Origin of the sequence: Streptomyces fuscigenes, from assembly GCF_021556455.1 — a bacterium.
GTDB classification, from domain to species: Bacteria; Actinomycetota; Actinomycetes; order Streptomycetales; family Streptomycetaceae; genus Streptomyces; species Streptomyces fuscigenes.
Map to the genome: position 1 here is coordinate 1 of NZ_JAKGCV010000064.1, position 19,838 is coordinate 19,838.

Annotated in this window: 3 protein-coding genes and 1 pseudogene; all 4 read left to right on the forward strand. The window is 72.1% G+C overall.

The genetic code is table 11. The features are described 5' to 3' along the window. Positions 1–1,086, forward strand: a pseudogene (locus L1885_RS08945) (hypothetical protein); the annotation flags it as partial. Next, positions 1,083–1,508, forward strand: a complete 426-nt coding sequence (locus tag L1885_RS08950; protein ID WP_235796485.1) for a YbaB/EbfC family nucleoid-associated protein — start codon at positions 1,083–1,085, stop codon at positions 1,506–1,508. The pseudogene L1885_RS08945 and the gene L1885_RS08950, both read left to right, overlap by 4 nt. Before the next feature lie 477 nt (positions 1,509–1,985). Next, complete coding sequence (locus L1885_RS08955) at positions 1,986–3,554, forward strand: WXG100 family type VII secretion target (protein ID WP_235796486.1); 1,569 nt, start codon at positions 1,986–1,988, stop codon at positions 3,552–3,554. Then, a partial coding sequence (locus L1885_RS08960; protein WP_235796487.1) for a glycosyltransferase occupies positions 3,551–19,838 on the forward strand: 16,288 nt, incomplete at its 3' end. The genes L1885_RS08955 and L1885_RS08960, both read left to right, overlap by 4 nt.

The following is a 19,838-nucleotide window of genomic DNA, read 5'->3' on the forward strand; positions in this document are numbered from 1 at the left end:
GCGGCCCGTCCGGCCGCCATGTCCTCGGCCGGTCCCGCCTCCGCGGTGAACTCCGCCTCGACCGCGCCGGGTTCCGCGCCCGCGGGCTCCGCGCCCGCGGGCGGCACCGGCAGCCAGGCAGCCGGTCCGGGTTCCGGTTCGGGTTCGGCCTCCGGCTCCGGCTCCACCTCGGGATCGGGCTCCGGCTCCGGGTCGGGATCGGGCTCCGGTTCGGGCTCCGGCACCCAGGGGCAGCAGGGCCACGGCCGGCCGCGGCACGACGGGCACGGGCCCGACGGGCTGCTCGTCGTCGGCCTGCCGGTCGGCCCCGGGGGCCGGGCGAAGGACGAGGAGAAGGACGGCAGGCCCCGCGCCGGGGCCGAGGGCGACGACGACGCGCCCCCGCCCGGCGGCGGCCCCGGGGAGCCCGACGAGTTCGACGAGGAACTCGGCGACGACCCCCGCGACCCGGACGACCCCGAGGACCCCGAGGACCCCGAGGACCCGTACGACGACGGGTTCGACGGCCCCGAGGGGCCCGACGACCGGGTGGCGGTCCTGCGCGCCTCCGAGGAGGAGGTGCTGGAGGAGGACACCGCGGCCTGGGACGCCGGCGGCGGGAGCTTCGGGCCGGGCCTGTGGAACGCCTCGGGCGACGAGCACGGCACCCGGGCCCCCGGTTACAGCACGGCCGACGAGGGCACCTGGGGCGAGACCCCGGCGGCCCCGCCCGCGCAGGCCGCGGCGATCGTCGAGGACGACGAGCCCGCCCTGGCGACCTGGAAGCGCAACCGCCAGCCGGCTGCCGGCCCGGCGGGCCGGCGGAGCGCGGCCGGCGCTGCTTCGTCCGCGTCCCTCACGCCGCAGGTCTACCGCTCCTCCGCGGCTGTCGTCGAGACGCCGCCGGAGCCCGAGGAGGAGCCGCAGGCGGGTCCCGGCAAGAACGCGGCCGCCAAGGACGCGAAGGGCAAGAGCAAGGCCAAGGGCAAGAACCAGAACGGCGACGCCGACGAGGACGAGTCCGAGAGCAGGGGCATCGCCGACCTGCTCGTGCAGGACGAGAACACGTGGGGCGCGCCGCCCGCCGACCCGGGGGTGATCGGATGACGTCGCCGTACGACGAGCAGATCGAGGACCTGCTCCAGCAATACCGCGCGCAGCGCGAGGAGGCCGCCGAGACCCGGCGCCGGATCAACGAGATCTCGGGGACGGCGACCGCGCCGCGCCAGGTGGTCAAGGTGACCGTGGGGGCACAGGGCGAGGTGACCGCCCTGGAGTTCCCGACGGGCGCCTACCGCAGGCTGCCGCCGAAGGAGCTCGCGGACGTCCTGATGACGACGATTCAGCAGGCCAGGGCCGACGCGCTGACGCGTGTGGGGGACCTGATGTCCGCCCAGCTGCCGCCGGGTGTCAGCATGGACGGTCTGCTGCGCGGAGAGGTCGACGCCACGCAGATGCTGCCCGAGGCCCCGGCGATGCCGGAGTCCGTGCGGGAGTACGTCGACAAGGGACGCCCGGAGCGCGGATGACAGAGCGGACGCACGCAACGTGCCTGCCGTGCGGGCCTCGTGAGGAGGCCCGCGCGAGCGGGTCCGTCGGCGTGCGCGGCGTCCGCGACCTGTGCGGCGTCCGCGCGCGGAACCGCGTACGCGCGCCACGCGGCGCGAACGCGGCGGGGTCCGCGCGACGGGCCTGTCACCCTGCGCGCGCCGCGCGCCCGGTGGCCGGCCCGCGCGGAACGCACGGAGGAGGACCCGGGCCCGGGGCGTACGCACCGCGCGGAATGAATGCCCGACCCGGGACGTACGTACCGCAAGGGGTGGGACCCGGGCGCGGGGCACACATACCCCACGGGGTGGGACCCGGACGCGGGACGCATGTACCGCGCGGGGTGGATCCCGCACCGGGGTACGCCCCGCACGGGGCGACACCCGTACCCGAAACGCACGGACGGCGAGGAACGCGGGCGGGCCGCAGGACGCGGCTTCGCCGAGGAGGAGGCTTCGATGGCTGACGGCAACTCGTTCTCGGTGGACACGGAGGGCCTGTCCCACGTCATACCCGACGTGGAGAACCTGGCGTCCCGGATCCGGAGCATCGGACTCCAGCTCCAGGGCAGGCTCTCCTCCCTCGGGGAGTGCTGGGGGGAGGACAAGAACGGCGAGCAGTTCCTCAGCCAGTACCTCAAGCCCAAGGCCGACCTGATCGAGGGCATCTCCAGCAGCGGGGAGGTGCTCGACAGCACGGTCGAGGGCATCTACACGATGGCCAAGAACTACGACCGCCTGGAGCAGGAGAACGCGCTCGCCCTCCAGAAGCTGAAGGTCGCCGACCCGGACATCGACATCACGGGCGGCTCCGGCGGCGGGGGCGACGGCGGAGGCGGCGACTCGACGGAGCGGCACGCGCTGAGCCGCACCGAGCGTGCGACCACCCCGCTGCGCGCCCGCGAGGGCGAGGAGCTCCAGCCGCGCGAGTACGCCCGCGCCAGGCGCATGGACGTGGACCGCGAGCAGGAGGTGCCCGCGGAGCCGCTGCGGCCGATGATGCGCGGCAGGTTGACGCCGGCGACCCCGGCGGAGCCCGTGGAAGGGGTGGAGCAGCCCCGGGAGTTCCTGCGTGCGCGCAACCGGGACGAGGTTCCCGGCCAGGACGTGCCGATGGAGCCCCTGCAGCCGATGATGCGCAGCGAGATGACGCCGGCGATCCCGGCGGAGCCCGTGGAAGGGGTGGAGCAGCCCCGGGAGTTCCTGCGCGCCCGTAACCGGGACGAGGCTCCCGGGCAGGAGGTGCCGATGGAGCCGCTGCAGCCGATGATGCGCAGCGAGATGACGCCGGCGATCCCCGCCGAGCCCGCCGTCCCGCTCAGCCCGATGATGCGCGGCGAGAGGATCGAGGCGACCCCCGCCGAGCCCGCCGAACCCCTGGGCTGGTCGGAGGCGATCCCCGCCACGCCCGCGCTCCCCGTCGAGCAGGACGTACCGCAGCAGCCGAACACGCCCGAGGCGCCGACGCACTTCGTGCGATCGGAGATGCCGCGGGAGTTCGTGGCGCAGCAGCCGAACGTGCCGGAGGCGCCGGTGCATTTCGAGCGTGGGGGGATGCCGGCGCAGTTCACGCCGCAGCAGCCGGTGACGCCCGCGGTGCCGGCGCATTTCGACGGTGTGGAGACGCCGCGGGAGTTCGTGGCGCAGCAGCCGAACGTGCCGGAGGCGCCGGTGCATTTCGAGCGTGGGGGGATGCCGGCGCAGTTCATGCCGCAGCAGCCGGTGACGCCCGCGGTGCCGGCGCATTTCGACGGTGTCGAGATGCCGCGGGAGTTCACGGCGCAGCAGCCCGTCACACCCCAGCAGCCCGTGACCCCGCTGTCGCCCCTGCTGCACGGCACACCCGCCGTCCCGGTGACGCCCGCGATCCCCGACGCCCCGGCGGTCCCGGCCGACGGCGTCGTGACCCCGGCCGAGTTCGGCACGCCCGCCCACCGCCTCGAACCCCTGGAGCCCGAAGACATGCTTGCCCCGCGGATGACCGCGCCCCGAGTGTTCGAGCGCGCGGACGAGCCCGGTCAGGCATGAGCGTCAACCTGCCCCCCGCACTCAGCTGGGTCGCCTATCTCGCCGTCGGCCAGTCCTGGCCCAAGGGCGACGAGGACAAGCTGCTGGAGCTCGGCCAGGCCTGGGACGAGGCCGCACAGCAGCTCGTCTCCATCGTGGACGAGATCAGCCCGGCCGCGGCCGGGGTGCTGAACAACGTCGGTGGGCAGGTCGCGGACGAGTTCAAGGACTTCGTCCAGCAGTTGCAGGGCAATCTGCCGCAGATGGCCACCTCGGCCAAGCAGTTGGCGGAGCTGGGCAGGAACACCGGTGTCCAGGTCGAGTACTCGAAGTACATGATCCTGGCCCAGCTGATCTGGCTCGCGGCCGAGATCGCCCAGTGGGCCTTCTTCGCGCCCGAGGCCATCCCGGCGATGATCACCGCGGCGCGCGTCGCCGTGCAGATGATCCTGCGCCGGCTGCTCATATCGATCGCCACCGGCGTCGGCATGATGCTCGGCATGGACGCGGTGATCCAGAGCATCCAGATGCTCAAGGGCGACCGTACGAAGTGGAGCACGCAGAACACCCTCCAGGCGCTCGAGTCCGGTGCGATCTCGGGCGCGATCGGCGGTGGCATCTTCGGCGCCGCCGGTGCGTTCGTGCCGAAGTTCGAGGCCAACCTGCTCGGCAAGCTGGCGCTCGGCGGCCTCACCGGCATCGTCACCACCGAGGCGATGGACGGCATTTACGGCAGCAGCGAGGAGGGCCTGGGCGGGGCGCTGTCCTCGGGCGCGATCGGCGCGCTCGGCGGCGGCGGAAAGCGCCGGTTCGGCGGTGGCGAGCACACCGATGTCGACCCGGTCGACGTGCACGTGCCGAAGGGCATCGACCTCAACCTGCCGAAGCCGCCGGACACCCCGCTCACCGGCCCGGGGCTGCACGCCACGCCGCCGCCCTTCGACCACTCCGGCCTGACCACCGAGAGCGGCGGCGGCACCGGCGGCGGGGCGGCCGAGCACCGCCCGCCCACCGTCACGTCCGGCCCAGCCGAGGTGACGAACCCGGGAAGCGGCACGTCGTCCGGCTCGTCGGCCCCGCCGCCCGAGTCGACGGCCACGAGCGGCGCGCCCGCGCCCGTCTCCACCACGTCGTCGTCGACCGTGTCGACCCCGGCCCCGCACGAGACGGGCGGCGCGGAGACGGGCGACGGCGTCCCGCACACCGTGACCCAGTCGGTGACCGAGGCGCCCCCGGCGACGGCGCCCGGGCTCGCGGGCTTCAACACGACACTCACGAACGGCCCCGGCACCGGCGCCGGTTCGGGCGCCACCGGCGCAGCGGGTACCGGCGGTGCGACGGGCAACGGCGCGGGCACGGGCTCCGTACGGACGCAGGGCCCCGGCACGACGGGTTCGAGCGGCGGCGCACCGGCCTCCGGACCGCGCGCCTCGGCCCCCGCGCCCCACCAGGTGACCACGACGTCCTCCGGGACGCCCGCCCCCCACCAGGTCTCCACGTCCTCCGGGACGCCGGAACCCCACACCACGACGTCGTCGCCGACCGGCACCCATCAGCCGGTCACGCAGAGCGCCGAGCCGCCGCGTACCGTCTCGACGTCCGGGGACAGCGGCAACGGCACCCCGGTCACCCAGACCGCCCAGAGCGGCCAGGGCACTCCGCACACACAGGACGCGTCCGGCCCCGGGACGACGGGGACCGCGCAGGGACCCGGCACGACGGGGACCGCCCACGACGGGCCCGGCACCGGGACCACGCAGAACACCCCGGGTTCCGGGGGGACGCAGGAGGTCCGGGCGCCGCAGGACGCGCCGGCCGCCGGCACCACGCAGGGCACCCCGGCCCCCGGAACGGGCCAAGGGGCCCCGGCGCCGCACGAGTCGGCGCCCCAGGGCTCGGGCACCCAGGACGCGGGATCCCACCCGCAGTCGATCCCGGACGGGCCGCGCACGGCGCCCGGCACGAACACGACCGCGGCCCCGGGCACCGGCGCGGTTCCGCACGAGCCCGCGTCGAGCGGCGGCGGCGACCACGAACTGAACCTGCCGAGCGTTCCGCGGACACAGGTGGGCGGCGACCTGCCGGGCGCGGGCACGCACGAGACACCGGTGGCGGAGGGGCCGGGCACGGTCTCCGGCGGGCACGGCGGCGCCGACGAGGGCCTGCACTTCCCCGACGTGCCGCAGACGCGGCCCGGCGCCTTCGACCTCCACGACCCGGCGACGACCGCGACCGGCGACGGCGAGCACGTCGGCGGGCCCGTGCCCGTGGCAGACACCACGCAGCCGGCCGCGAACGGCACCGGCTCCGGAAGCCAGTCGGGCCCCGGAGCCACTCAGGTCAGGCCCGGCCCCGCCACGAGCACCGGCACGGGCGGCGGCCACACCGGAGGCCAGGGCTCCCAGCGGCCCGCCGCCCCGGGGAGCACGTCCCCGACCCCCCGGCCCACGTCGAGCGGCCCGGAGGTGTCGCGCCCCGTCACGACCACCAGCGACGCACCCCGTACCACCGGGACGTCCCACGCCGGCGGGAACCCGGACACCACCGCCATGCCCGGCACCACCGGCGCGAGGCCGGCCACCGGAAGCTCGGAGCACACCGGTGCGACGGTGACATCGGGCGGTACGGAGCACCCGGGCACGGCGACGACCGGCGGTACGGGGCACACCGGTACGACCGACACGCCCGGCGGCACGGAGCACACGGGCACGACGGCGACGACCGGCGGTACGGGACACACCGGCACCACGGACGACACCGCCGGCCCCGGTGTCCACGGCGGGGATTCGGCCGACACCACCGGCGGGCGGGGCACGGGCGACACGGCCACGACGTCCACCCCCGGCGGCCACGGCGCCTCGCAGGAGCGGCCGCCCGCCTCGTCGGACTCCGGTGCCGGACACGGGCCGGACACCACGGACGAGGACGCGCACGCGGCGGCGATCGACGCCCTCAACGACCTCAACGTGCCGACCCACACGCCCGACGACGGCCTCGGCGCGCTGCGCGACGCCCCCGACGCGCCGACCACGGCGATCGTGTCCCCGCGCGCCCAGGTCGACCGGCGCGCCGGCGCGCTCGACCAGATCGCCAAGGACGCCGGCATGTCCGGCACCGCGCGACGCGTCTACACCGACGCGATCTCTCAGGCCGCGAAGGCGCACGACTGGAGCGAGGTCACGCGCCAGCTGTCGGACTTCCGGCAGATGATCGACATCCGGTCCCTCAACCAGCGCATCGACGCCTTCAACGACCACGTGGCGGGCGGCTTCGACCGCCTGGGCGACCTGGGCGCGGACCGCGGCGAATGGCAGACGAAGGTCGACGCGGTCGACGACGCCCGCCGCAGCGGCGACCCGGACCTGATGGACAGCACGCTGCGCGAGTACACCAACTACGTGGAGCAGCACGTCCCGGCCGAGGTGCTGACCGGGAAGGACGCGGCCCGCGCGTACGACTCCGACCTGGAGCGCATTCGCCGCGACCTCGCGGGTGCGACCGGGCGGCGCGAGACGGAGCGGCTCCAGGACGAGTTGCGCGACCTGCTCAAGACGTCCGCCCTGCGTGACCGGCTCGATCAGCTGCGCGCCGACGAGAACGCCGACGCGGAGGAGACCGCGCTGCGGCAGCGCCTCGCGAACGCGGCGACCCAGGAGGAGGCGGAGCGCGCCCTCGAGCAGCTCGAGAGCCACCGGGAACTGCAGGAGCTGCAGGACCGGATCAACCGCCTGAACTCCGACGACTCCGGCAGCGACCACACCGGCGACACCGGTACGGGCCACCCGCCCGGCTCCGAGGAGGACCTGCGGGCCCGCCTCGACCGCCTGCGCGAGGACCAGGACGACCGCACGCGCGAACTCCAGGACCAGCTCGCCCGGGCCGAGAGCGAGGAGGAGTCCGAGCGCGCGCTCCAGGAACTCCAGGAGCACCGCGAGGAGCAGGCGTTCCAGGAACGGCTGGACCGCCTCAAGGAGTTCCAGCCGTCCTCGCGGGACGACGACGAGGGCAACGGCCACGACGACGGCGGCACCACCGACGAGGACCTGCAGCGGCGCCTCGACGCCCTGCACGAGGGCGAGACCGACGCACGCGCGGCGGAGCTGCGGCAGCAGGTCCGCGACGCGCAGACGGAGGCGGAGCACGAACGCGCCCTCCAGCGCCTGGAGCAGCACCAGGAGCGCCAGGAGGAGGAACGCCAGGCGCAGATGCAGAAGATGCGCCAGGAGCTGGAATCGCTGCGCGACCAGCACAGCGAGCAGGTCCTCACGGACCGCACGGAGGCCGCGGCCCGCAGCGCCCAGCGCATCGAGGACCTGCAGCGCCGGCTCGACGACACCCTCACCCACGACGAGCGGATGCGGGCCCTCGACCAGGAGCTGCACCAGGGCGTCGAGCGCCCGGAGGGCGACGGCAGGCTGGACCGGATCGTCACCAAGGGCATCGAGGCGCAGTCGGGCGGTGCGCACGACGCGGACGGGACCGGACCGGACGAGGGCGGCGGCGACCACCGCTCCCCGGAGGACCTGGCGGACCTCCTCGGCTCGCTGCCGCGCCCCGGCGAGGGCCTCGACCTTCCGTCGGTCCCGCACGACCTTCCGGACCTCCCCGGTGTCGGGCACCTCGCGGACCCGACCGGCGCCCAGGAGCACACCGGGGGCACGGACACCACGTCCCGCCCCGAGCCCCTGGCCGAACACACCGGCGACCAGGGGTCGTCCACTCCCGCGCCGCCGGCCACGCACGGTTCCGGCGTGGCAGGCCACGACACGGCCCACTCCGGGCCGGACACGACCCGTACGGGCCCGGACACCACCCGCACCGGCCCCGACACGACCCGCCCCGACACGACCCGCACCGGCGGGCCCGACACGCGGCGCCCCGGCGACGGGCCAGCCACGCAGCAGCGGCCGGCACCCCGGGCCCCCGAGCCGGGCTCCGAGACCCTCCAGCAGGAGCGCCCGCGCACGGACGAGGACACGCGGACCGACGACGACGTCGCGCTGCCCCCGCCGCCGAGCGTCCGGGACCTGGACGACCTGCGTGCGGCGATCCAGTCGCACGACGAGGAGACGGCGCACGGCCCCGGCGACCAGGACAGCACCGCGGACCAGCACGGCCCCGCGGACCAGCACGGGAGCGGCGACCAGCACGGGAGCACGGGCAGCGGTGGCCAGGAGCGCGGCGACCAGCGCTCCGGCGACGACCGGCAGAGCGGTGAGGACCGGGACACCGGGGACGACCACCGGTCCGGTGACGGCGACCGGTCGGGAGACCAGGGGCACTCCGGCGACCGGCAGGGCGACGGCAACCGGGACCGCGACGACGAGGACCGGGGCGGCGACCGGGGGCGCCAGGGACCGGGGGACCACGACGACGTCTCCGACCAGGAGAGCGTCTCGGACGCCGAGTCGCACACCACGCACGACGAGGTGTCGAGCGACCACGACGACACCGAGGTGCGCGACGACGAACCCGCCGTGGACCACGACGCGACGACCGACCACGACGCGACGACCGACCACGACGCGACGACCGACCACGACGCGACGACCGACCACGACGCGACGAGCGACCACGACCCGGCCACCGATCACGATCCGGCCACCGATCACCACGTCACGGACGACCACGAACCGGCGCCGGTGCGCGAGGACGACAGCACCACGGAACCTGTCGCGGACCCCGCCACCACCCACCACACCAGTGACGACACCGCCGACGTCGACACGATCGACTCCCTGCACGACGACACCGGCACCGGCCTCGACGTCGGTCCCAAGGCGCGGATCCTGGTCCTCTCGGATGTCAGTGGTCTGGGTCTTGGCGGTGTGCCTGTGTTCAACATGGAGTTGGTGAAGGGTCTTTCGTCGTCGCATGACGTGACGATGCTGACGGTGGATCCGGATGAGCACTACGATCCGGTGGCGAAGGCGGAGGAGCACGGCGGCGCGACGGTCGTGAACGTGCCGAATCCGGACTTCAAGGAGAGCCGGGACGCGCTGAACGACCTGGTGGAGAAGGACCCGAAGACCTACGGGCTGAAGACGGGACCGGACTCCTACGACTTGATCATTGGTCATTCGCGGTTCTCGGGACCTGCGGCGTCGAAGATCCGTGAGCTGCACTACCCGGGCGCGCGGGTGGTGCATTTCCTGCACACGAGTCCGGTCAGGCTGGACCGGATCAAGGATCAGCCGGAGAAGGGTTCGGCGAAGGCGACGATCGAGCGCAGGGCGATGGCCGATGCGGATCTCGTCGTGGGTGTCGGCAAGTTGTTGTCGGACGAGGCGGGGCGGCTTTCGGAGCAGATTCTGAAGGTTCCTGGTCTGCATGAGTTCGTGCCGGGTTCGGAGCTGGGCGATCTGGTGGTGCGGGAGCCGGGCCAGTCGGGTCCGGTGAAGCTGCTGCTTCCGGGTCGCGCGAGTGACGAGATCAAGGGTGTCTCGACGGCGATCAAGGCGATCGGGCAGTTGCAGGACCAGGGTGTCGACGTGCACCTGACGGTGCGCGGTGGACCGAACCCGGGGACGGACGCGCACGCGCAGTGGCAGGACTTCATCCAGGAGCACGCCCCGGGTGGGGTGACGCTGAAGCCGTTCACGACGAGTGCGGCCGAGCTGACGAAGGACCGTGAGGAGACCGACGCGGTCATCATGCCGTCCCTGCACGAGGGTTTCGGTCTGGTGGCGACGGAGGCCGCGGGCCGTGGCATTCCGGTGCTGGTGAACAAGGAGAGCGGGGCCGCGGACTTCTTCGGCCGCTATCCGCAGGGACAGCAGAGCGTCGTGGACTCGCTCTTCGAGGTGGGCAACCCGGACAACGAGCAGGCCCGGGTCGACGCGTGGACGCAGGCCATCCACGATCTGCACGACCAGATCGACGAGCGGTGGGAGAGCGCGGAGCAGCTCCGGGAGGTCCTGCGGGACTACTCGTGGCAGCAGTCCGGTGACTCGCTGGTCAACGCGGCCCTGCACACCCCGGATCCGCAGCGCGAGAAGGAGCCGTGGCAGCGCACCGGCCTCGGCGACGTCACCCGGCAGGGTCCCGGTGGGAGCCTGGAGGCGGTGGACACCCGCAAGCCGTGGGAGCCCACTGAGCGGTGGGACGGTACGACGGCCGCGCCGAGCGGTCGGGCGATGGACGACATCGAGCGGCAGCAGCGGCTGCACGACCTCGGCCAGCGGCTGGGTCTCATCCCGCCCGGCGAGTCCCTGCACGGGGGGCCGGAATCGGTCCAGGTGCCCCGCACGAGCGGTGGCCAGGACCACACCGGCAGCGGTCAGGACCACGGAGACACGGACGGCGACCATCAGGGCGGCGGCTTCCACGACACGCACGGCGACCAGCAGGCAGGTGGCCGCGGCCAGTCGGGCGGCTCGCACGAGTCGGAGGACATCCGGCCCACCGATCAGCGCGACGACGACCGCACCGGCGGTGGCACGCGCGACGACGGGGGACACCGCACGCCGGGCGACGAGGACACGACGACGGAAGCGGTCGCGGACTCCTCCACTGGAACGCACGAATCCACGCAGGACCTCACCGACGGGACCACGCACGACACCGTTCAGGGGTCGACGCACGAGTCCACCCACGACACCACGCACGACGGGTCTCACGACGACCGGCTCGACCTCTCGGGGCTCCTGCACGACGACACCGGCACCGGCCTCGACGTCGGACCGAAGGCACGCATTCTGGTGCTGTCCGACGTCAGTGGTCTGGGTCTCGGTGGTGTGCCGGTCTTCAACATGGAGCTGGTGAAGGGTCTTTCGTCGTCGCATGACGTGACGATGCTGACGGTGGATCCGGATGAGCACTACGATCCGGTGGCGAAGGCGGAGGAGCACGGCGGCGCGACGGTCGTCAACGTGCCGAATCCGCACTTCAAGGAGAGCCGGGACGCACTGAACGACCTGGTCCAGAAGGACCCGAAGACGTACGGGCTCAAGACCGGCGAGAACTCCTACGACTTGATCATCGGCCATTCGCGGTTCTCGGGTCCTGCGGCGTCGAAGATCCGCGACTTGCACTACCCGGATGCGCGTGTGGTGCATTTCCTGCACACGAGTCCGGTGCGGCTGGACCGGATCAAGGATCAGCCGGAGAAGGGCAGCGCGAAGGCGACGATCGAGCGTCAGGCCATGGCGAACGCGGATCTTGTCGTGGGTGTGGGCAAGCTGCTGTCGGACGAGGCGGGGCGGCTTTCGGAGCAGATCCTGAAGATCCCGGGTCTGCACGAGTTCGTACCGGGCTCGGAGCTCGGCGATCTGGTCGTGCGGCAGCCGGATCCGTCCGGGACGGTGCACCTGCTGCTTCCGGGCCGAGCGAGCGACGAGATCAAGGGCGTCTCGACGGCCATCAAGGCCATCGGGCAGCTGCGCCACGACGGGTACGACGTCCATCTGACCGTGCGCGGTGGTCCCAAGCCCGGTACCGATCAGCACACGGAGTGGCAGAACTTCGTCGACGAGCACGCCCCGGGTGGGGTGACGCTGAAGCCGTTCACGACGAGTGCGGCCGAGTTGACGAAGGACCGTGAGGAGACCGACGCGGTCATCATGCCGTCGCTCCACGAGGGCTTCGGCCTGGTGGCGACGGAGGCCGCGGGCCGTGGCATTCCGGTGCTGGTGAACAAGGAGAGCGGGGCCGCGGACTTCTTCGGCCGCTATCCGCAGGGACAGCAGAGCGTCGTGGACTCGCTCTTCGAGGTGGGCAACCCGGACAACGAGCGGGCGCGCATCGACGCGTGGGCGGATGCCGTCAAGGATCTCCACGACCACATCGACGAACGCTGGGACGACGCTCGTCAGCTCCGCGAGGTCCTGCGGGACTACTCGTGGCAGCAGTCCGGCGACTCGCTGGTCAACGCGGCCCTGCACACCCCGGATCCGCAGCGCGAGAAGGAGCCGTGGCAGCGCACCGGCCTCGGCGACGTCACCCGGCAGGGTCCGGGCGGAAGCCTGGAGGCGGTGGACACCCGCAAGCCGTGGGAGCCCACTGAGCGGTGGGACGGTACGACGGCCGCGCCGAGCGGTCGGACGATGGACGACATCGAACGGCAGCAGCGGCTGCACGACCTCGGCCAGCGGATCGGGCTCATCCCGCGCGGGGAGACCCTGAGGGCCGACGACGCCCTGAGGCCGCCCGACGAGATCCGGGACTCCTCGACGGACCTGCACTCCGAGAGCCACCCCTCCACGACCACGCACGAACTGCCCCCGGACGTCGCGCTGCTGCATGAGGTGCGCAGCGCCCTCGCGGACGTGCCCGGCCGGTCCGGGATCTCGGCCGAGGAGGTCGCCGAGCTGCACCAGCAGCTGGTGGACCGGGGCCTGACCGTGCAGCGCACCACGCGCCAGATCGCCACCGACGTCGCGGCGCTCGCTCAGGGGCAGGAGCCGCCGCGCCTGCGCGGTGCCGGCTGGTTCACGGCCGATCCGCCGCCCGTCATGATGTCGTCGGGTCGTTTCCACTTCGCGAACCTGTCGTCCGGCCGGGCCGAATACGTGGAGAAGGCCGCGACGATCCTCGATCTGCTGTCGTCGCACCCGAGCATCAACACGTTCCTGGGGGACGCGCGGGCCAGGATCATCCTGGTGAACCGCGTGCTGGACACGCCCGCGGATGTCCGACCCGATGGGCAGGGCGGATACGAAGTACGCCTGGCCGCCTACTACTTCGAGAACTACAGCCCTGGTTTCGTCGCCGGTATGTTGGCGCACGAGTTTGGTGTGCATCCGATGGCGAGTGTGCGCCCGGACGTGCGGATGGAGGATGAGGCGTTCCACGGGATGCCGATGCAGGTTCCGGGTCTGCCGCCGGATCGGGTCATGGATTCGACGCTGGCGAAGCAGGCGGATCACGTGTTGGGTGCGATCCGTGGCAATGCGCGGTACGAGGTGTATCGGCGTGCTGTGGTGGACATGGCGCGGGCGGTGTATCAGCAGGCGCGTGCGGGTGCGGGGGTTTCGTACCGTGATGTGACGGATGTGCTGGATTCGTATTTCATGGATCTGGCGTCGATCGGTGCGACGAACGACAATCGTCTGCTGGGTGTGCCGGGTCGCAGTGGCAGCACGCAGGTGCGTGAGGACATCGCGACGGTCTACAACACGTACCGGCAGTGGATGCTGGACGACGCGTCGGTGTCGGAGCTGCATCCCCACTTCCCGCCGCAGAAGACCGAGACCGACGTCGCCGCCGACTACAAGACCCTGATGAAGCAGGTCGCGACCGCGAAGCTGCTCAGCGGCGGGAGCGTGAGCAAGGAGATGCTCGACCCGCCGCCGCGTCCCGCCGGCGAGCAGCGCCCCGCCGCGGAGTCCGCGCCCGCCGCTCCCGCGGACGTCACGGCGCAGCGTCCGCCCGTCGAGTCCGCTGCTCAGGAGCACCCGGCCACCGACTCCGCCGACGGGCAGGAGCACCAGCCCGGGACGCAGGACCGGACCGGGGGCACGGGAGAGCAGGACAAGGGGAAGCAGTCCGTACGCACCGGGAACGACGGCGCGGACGACACCGCCGACACCGCCGACACGGAGCGGACCCCGGCCGCTCCCGAGGATCGCGACCTGACCGATCCCGACGTCCCGCACGAGGAGTACGGGGACGCCCTGCGCAACCTCGCGCGTGCGCAGGACGCCCTGGCCGAGGCCGAGCGGCTGGACGAACACGGCATCGGTACGTCCGGCGACGCCCGGCAGGGGCGCGCCCACACCGCGCAGGAACGGGTCAGGGCCGCCGAGGAGGCCCTGGGACGCGCCGAGCTGCGCCGCCAGGTCCAGGAGATCGAGGACTCGCAGGGCCGGCTCGGCACGTCGACCGACACCCGCGGGCCCGCCGACCGGCAGGCCGGGCAGGAGCACACCGGGCCCGCGACGCGCACCACGGACCAGGAGACGCCCGTCACCGGTGGGGGGCGCGAACTTCCGGCGGACGTCGCGCTGCTGCACGAGGTCCGTTCCCTGCTGGGCGAGTCGCAGGACCGGCAGCCGATCTCGGCCGAGGAGGTCGCCGAGCTGCACCAGCAGCTGGTGGACCGGGGCCTGACCGTGCAGCGCACCACACGTGAGATCGCCACGGACGTCGCCGCGCTGGCCGAGGGCCACGAGCCTCCGCGCGTGCGGGGCGCAGGTCCGTTCGACGGCTGGCTGAAGCCCGTGCCCCCCGTCATGATGTCGTCGGGGCGTTTCCACTTCGCGAATCTGTCGTCCGGCCGGGCGGAGTTCGTGGAGAAGGCGGCCACGGTCCTTGACCTGCTGTCGTCGCACCAGGGGATCAACGAGTTCCTGGGGGATTCCCAGGCCAGGATCATCCTGGAGAACCGGACGCTGGACACGCCCGCGGATGTGCGTTCCGACGGCCGGGGCGGTTATGAAGTGCGCCTGGCTTCCTATTACTTCGAGAAGTACAGCACGGGTTTCGTCGCCGGTATGTTGGCGCACGAGTTTGGTGTGCATCCGATGGCGAGTGTGCGCCCGGACGTGCGGATGGAGGATGAGGCGTTCCACGGGATGCCGATGCAGGTTCCGGGTCTGCCGGTGGGTCGGGTCATGGATTCGACGCTGGCGAAGCAGGCGGATCACGTGTTGGGTGCGATCCGTGGCAATGCGCGGTACGAGGTGTATCGGCGTGCTGTGGTGGACATGGCGCGGGCGGTGTATCAGCAGGCGCGTGCGGGTGCGGGGGTTTCGTACCGTGATGTGACGGATGTGCTGGATTCGTATTTCATGGATCTGGCGTCGATCGGTGCGACGAACGACAATCGTCTGCTGGGTGTGCCGGGTCGCAGTGGCAGCACGCAGGTGCGTGAGGACATCGCGACGGTCTACAACGCGTACCGGCAGATGATGTTGGACGACGCGTCGGTGTCGGAGCTGCATCCGCACTTCCCCCCACTGAAGACCGAAGCCGATGTGGCTGCGGACTACCGGACACTCGCGGGCAGGGTCGCCGCCGGTGTGCTCGGTGGCGCGAGCGTGAGCAAGGAGATGCTCCCGCCGCCGCAGCGGCCCGTCACGCAGACGGAGCCGCCCGCCGGCACCACCACCTCCGCGCAGACGGCGCCGCCGGTGCACACCCCGCCGGCCGAGCAGACGGCGCCGCCGGTGCACACCCCGCCGGCCGAGCAGACCGCGCCGGCCGTACACCCGCAGGAGGAGTTCGAGGCGACGGGCGACGCCGTCGCCGACTCCGCGACCAGGGAGACCACGACATCGCAGGAACCACCGCGCGCCCGGGTGCTGGTGCTGTCGGATGTGAGTGGTCTGGGTCTTGGTGGTGTGCCGGTCTTCAACATGGAGCTGGTGAAGGGTCTTTCGTCGTCGCATGACGTCACGATGCTGACGGTGGATCCGGACGAGCACTACGACCCGGTGGCGAAGGCGGAGGAGCACGGCGGCGCGACGGTCGTGAACGTGCCGGACCGGTCGTTCGCGGAGAGCCGGGACGCGCTGAACGCACAGGTGGAGAAGGACCCCGCGTCGTACGGTCTGCGAACGGGTTCGGGTGCGTATGACCTGATCATCGGTCATTCGCGGTTCTCGGGTCCTGCGGCGTCGAAGATTCGCGACCTGCATTATCCCGATGCGCGCGTGGTGCATTTCCTGCACACGAGTCCGGTCAGGCTGGACCGGATCAAGGACCAGCCCGAGAAGGGCGGCGCCAAGGCGACGATCGAGCGCAAGGCGATGGCGAACGCCGATCTGGTTGTCGGCGTGGGCAAGTTGCTGTCGGACGAGGCGGGGCGGCTTTCGGAGCAGATTCTGAAGGTGCCCGGTCTGCACGAGTTCGTGCCGGGTTCGGAGCTGGGCGATCTGGTGGTGCGGCAGCCGGACGCGTCGGGCACGGTGAAGCTGCTGCTGCCCGGTCGCGCGAGCGACGAGATCAAGGGCGTCACGACGGCCATCAAGGCGGTGGGGCAGCTCCAGGCCCAGGGCGTGAAGGTGCACCTCACGGTGCGCGGTGGCCCCAACCCGGGGACGGACGCGCATGCCCAGTGGCAGTCGTTCGTGGACGAGCACGCCCCGGGTGGGGTGACGCTGAAGCCGTTCACGACGAGTGCGGCGGAGTTGAGCCGCGACCGCGAGGAGACGGACGCGGTCATCATGCCGTCGCTCCACGAGGGCTTCGGCCTGGTGGCGACGGAGGCCGCGGGCCGCGGTATCCCGGTCCTGGTGAACAAGGAGAGCGGCGCGGCCGACTTCTTCGGCCGCTACCCGCACGGGCAGCAGAGCGTCGTGGACTCCCTCTTCGAGGTCGGGAACCCGGACAACGAGCAGGCGCGCATCGACGCGTGGGCGGATGCCGTCAAGGATCTCCACGACCACATCGACGAACGCTGGGACGACGCTCGTCAGCTCCGCGAGGTCCTGCGGGACTACTCGTGGCAGCAGTCCGGCGACTCGCTGGTCAACGCGGCCCTGCACACCCCGGATCCGCAACGGGAGAAGGAGCCGTGGCAGCGTTCTGGGTTGGGTGACGTCACGCGACAGGGTCCGGGCGGGAGCCTGGAGGCGCTGGAGACGCGCAAGCCGTGGGAGCCCAGTGAGCGGTGGGACGGTACGACGGCCGCGCCGAGCGGCCGGACGATGGACGACATCGAACGCCAGCAGCGGTTGCACGACCTCGGGCGCAGGCTCGGCCTGATCGACCCCGGGGAGACCCTGCGGCGCCCGGGCGGGGTCGTCGGCGGCCACGACGACCTCACCGCGCACCCGCACACCGACGACCGGGACACCACGGACGACCTCGGCGACGACGAAGCGACGTACGACGCCGTGGCCGACAATGCCGGGCGCGGTGACTCGGAGTCGGAGCACGACGACAGCGACTCCGACCACGACGACACCCGCTCCGAATCCGGCGACTCGACGGACTCCGACCACTCCTCCACGTCCTCGGACGACCGCGGGGACGGCGCCGCCGCGCACGGCCAGGAGTCCCCGTCCGGTGCGGACGAGGCGCACGAGCCCCACATCGAGCAGCAACTCGGCGATTTCCGCAAGGACCTCGACCGGACTCTGGACCAGCACAACTACGGGGAACACGACGAGACCCACGCGGCGGCGCACGACGCGATCACCCGGCTGCTCGACAGCGTCGACCCCGCGCACCACGCGGCCGCGCTGACCGAGGCCAGGCGCCACATCGACACGTTGCCGGACTACCTCTCCGACCGGACCGTGAACGCGGCGCTCGACGCCCTCAACGCGCTCGACCCGAACCGCCCCGCCCTGAGCATCCCGGGAGCGAGCTACCTGGGCGCGAGCCATGTGACGGACGGCCCGGGGCAGGGCTTCATCAACCGCGACATCCCCGCCGTCGTCACGATCGAGCACGAGCCCTACGTGCCGATCTACACGGCGGTGTTCGGCGACCAGAGCCACAGCGACGTGCCGTCCTTCAAGGACGTCGGGCAGGACGGGAACGGCGTCGTCCAGATCCACACCGGCGAGTCGGGCCGCGGGGACCGGGCGCTGTGGGTCAGTGTCGGCCAGCCGCTGCGGCAGCTGAAGTGGGTGGAGAAGTACGCGCGTCAGCAGGGCGCGGACAACCCCATGATCCGTTCCTTCCTGGTGCCGCTGAAGGTGGCCAACGACATCTCGCGTTCCGCCGTCACCGAGCACGGGTCGAGCGGCCACCCGCTGGACCTGAACGTCGACAAGCACTTCGCTTCGAACCAGTTCGGCATCATCAGGCCCGAGTCGCTGGAGCAGCTGCGGGCCACCGCGCTCCCGGGCTCCCTGCGTACCTACACGGACCAGAGCACGCACAACCGGCCCGAGGCGTGGGGCGACGTCCGGCCGACGGACGAACTGCGCGACAAGGTGGGCGTGCCACACGTCCTGCTGAAGGGTCTCTCCGTCTTCACGAGCCACGACGGCGACTTCCTGAACCAGAAGGACTACCACGACACGACGAGCAAGCTCCGCGTCGTCGTCGCCTCGCACTACCAGAACGACGGGCTGCTCTCGCCGGGCGAGTCGCTCCACGGCCCCGAGATCGTCGAGCAGTTCTTCAAGGACCACGCGCCCGACGAACTCGGAGACCTCAACGCCAAGGACCCCGCCGAACGGGAGCAGGCGCTGGACCGGTTCGTCGAGGAGTACGTGGCGCCCTGGGCCAACCAGGCGCGCATCGCGGAGGCGATCTACGAGTCCTTCGACGACCGCATCGCCGAGGGCGCCCCGCCCTCACCCGTCGAGTACACGCTGACGTCCGAGGACCCGACGCTGCGCGGCGAGCGGCGGGCGGACGACGTGGCGCTCTCCCAGGACCGGCAGTTCCTCATGGACGTGCGCAACCGGATCAGGAACGGCTTCGGACAGCTCGCGCTCGACGGCAGCACGTTCCGGCAGGCCGGCCCCGGCAACGGGGGGCTGTCCGTCCTCGGCCGGCTCCAGACCGGTCGTGACGAGGCGCTGGGGGACTACGCGTTCAAGGTCGGCGACAGCACGACGCTGAGCGACAAACTGGACCACTACCGTGATCTGGCCGGGCAGTTCCACCGTGAGCTGTCCGAGGCCTACCCGCAGGACGGGGGCCGCCCGCCGGTCGTCGAGTCCATCATCAGCACACTGCACCAGATCGAGACGGCAGGGCACTCGCTGCCGGAGCCCGTTCGTGAGCCGGGCGGGGCGCCCGAACCCGGCCCCTCCACGCACGGCGACGACGTGCGGACGGTGGAACCCCACGGCGACGGCATGCTCGCCGAGGCGCAGCACCCCCGCACCGGCGATACGACATCGGATGCGGTGTCGGACCGCGCCGGTGGTGTGCGTGGCGCCTCTCATGGCGGGGTGAATCCGCGGAGTCGTGTGGCGGGTGAGGTGGGGCAGTTCGGGCGGCGGTTGAACCGTGCGCTCGCGGACTACCACGCCTCCCGGGACCGGCGCGCGCTGCAGGACGACGTGCACGGTCTGGTGCGGGGTCTGGTCGAGCAGGCGGGGCCACTGCGTCGTTCGGAGGCGGTGTGGGAGGCGCGCAAGCTGGTCGACGACCTGCCGCGCACGTGGTCCGACACCGCCGTCAACACGGCACTGCGGGTCCTGGGGGACTACGACACGGATCGCCCGGCTCTGGGTGTCGCCGGTGCGACGTTCCTGGGTTCGAATCACGTCACGCAGGGTCCGGGGCAGGGGTTCATCAATCGTGACATTCCGGCGGTGGTGACGATTGAGCACCGGCCGTATGTGCCGATCTATACGGCTGTGTTCGGGGATCAGACTGGTTTGGCCGCGCCGGTGTTCAAGGATGTGGGTCAGGATGCCGATGGTTCGGTGCAGATTCACACGGGTGATCCGT

What these genes read in the sequence shown, in the direction of transcription:
- L1885_RS08950 (WP_235796485.1), top strand. Translation starts at nt 1,083, where the DNA reads ATGACGTCGCCGTACGACGAGCAGATCGAGGACCTGCTCCAGCAATAC.
- L1885_RS08955 (WP_235796486.1), top strand. Translation starts at nt 1,986, where the DNA reads ATGGCTGACGGCAACTCGTTCTCGGTGGACACGGAGGGCCTGTCCCAC.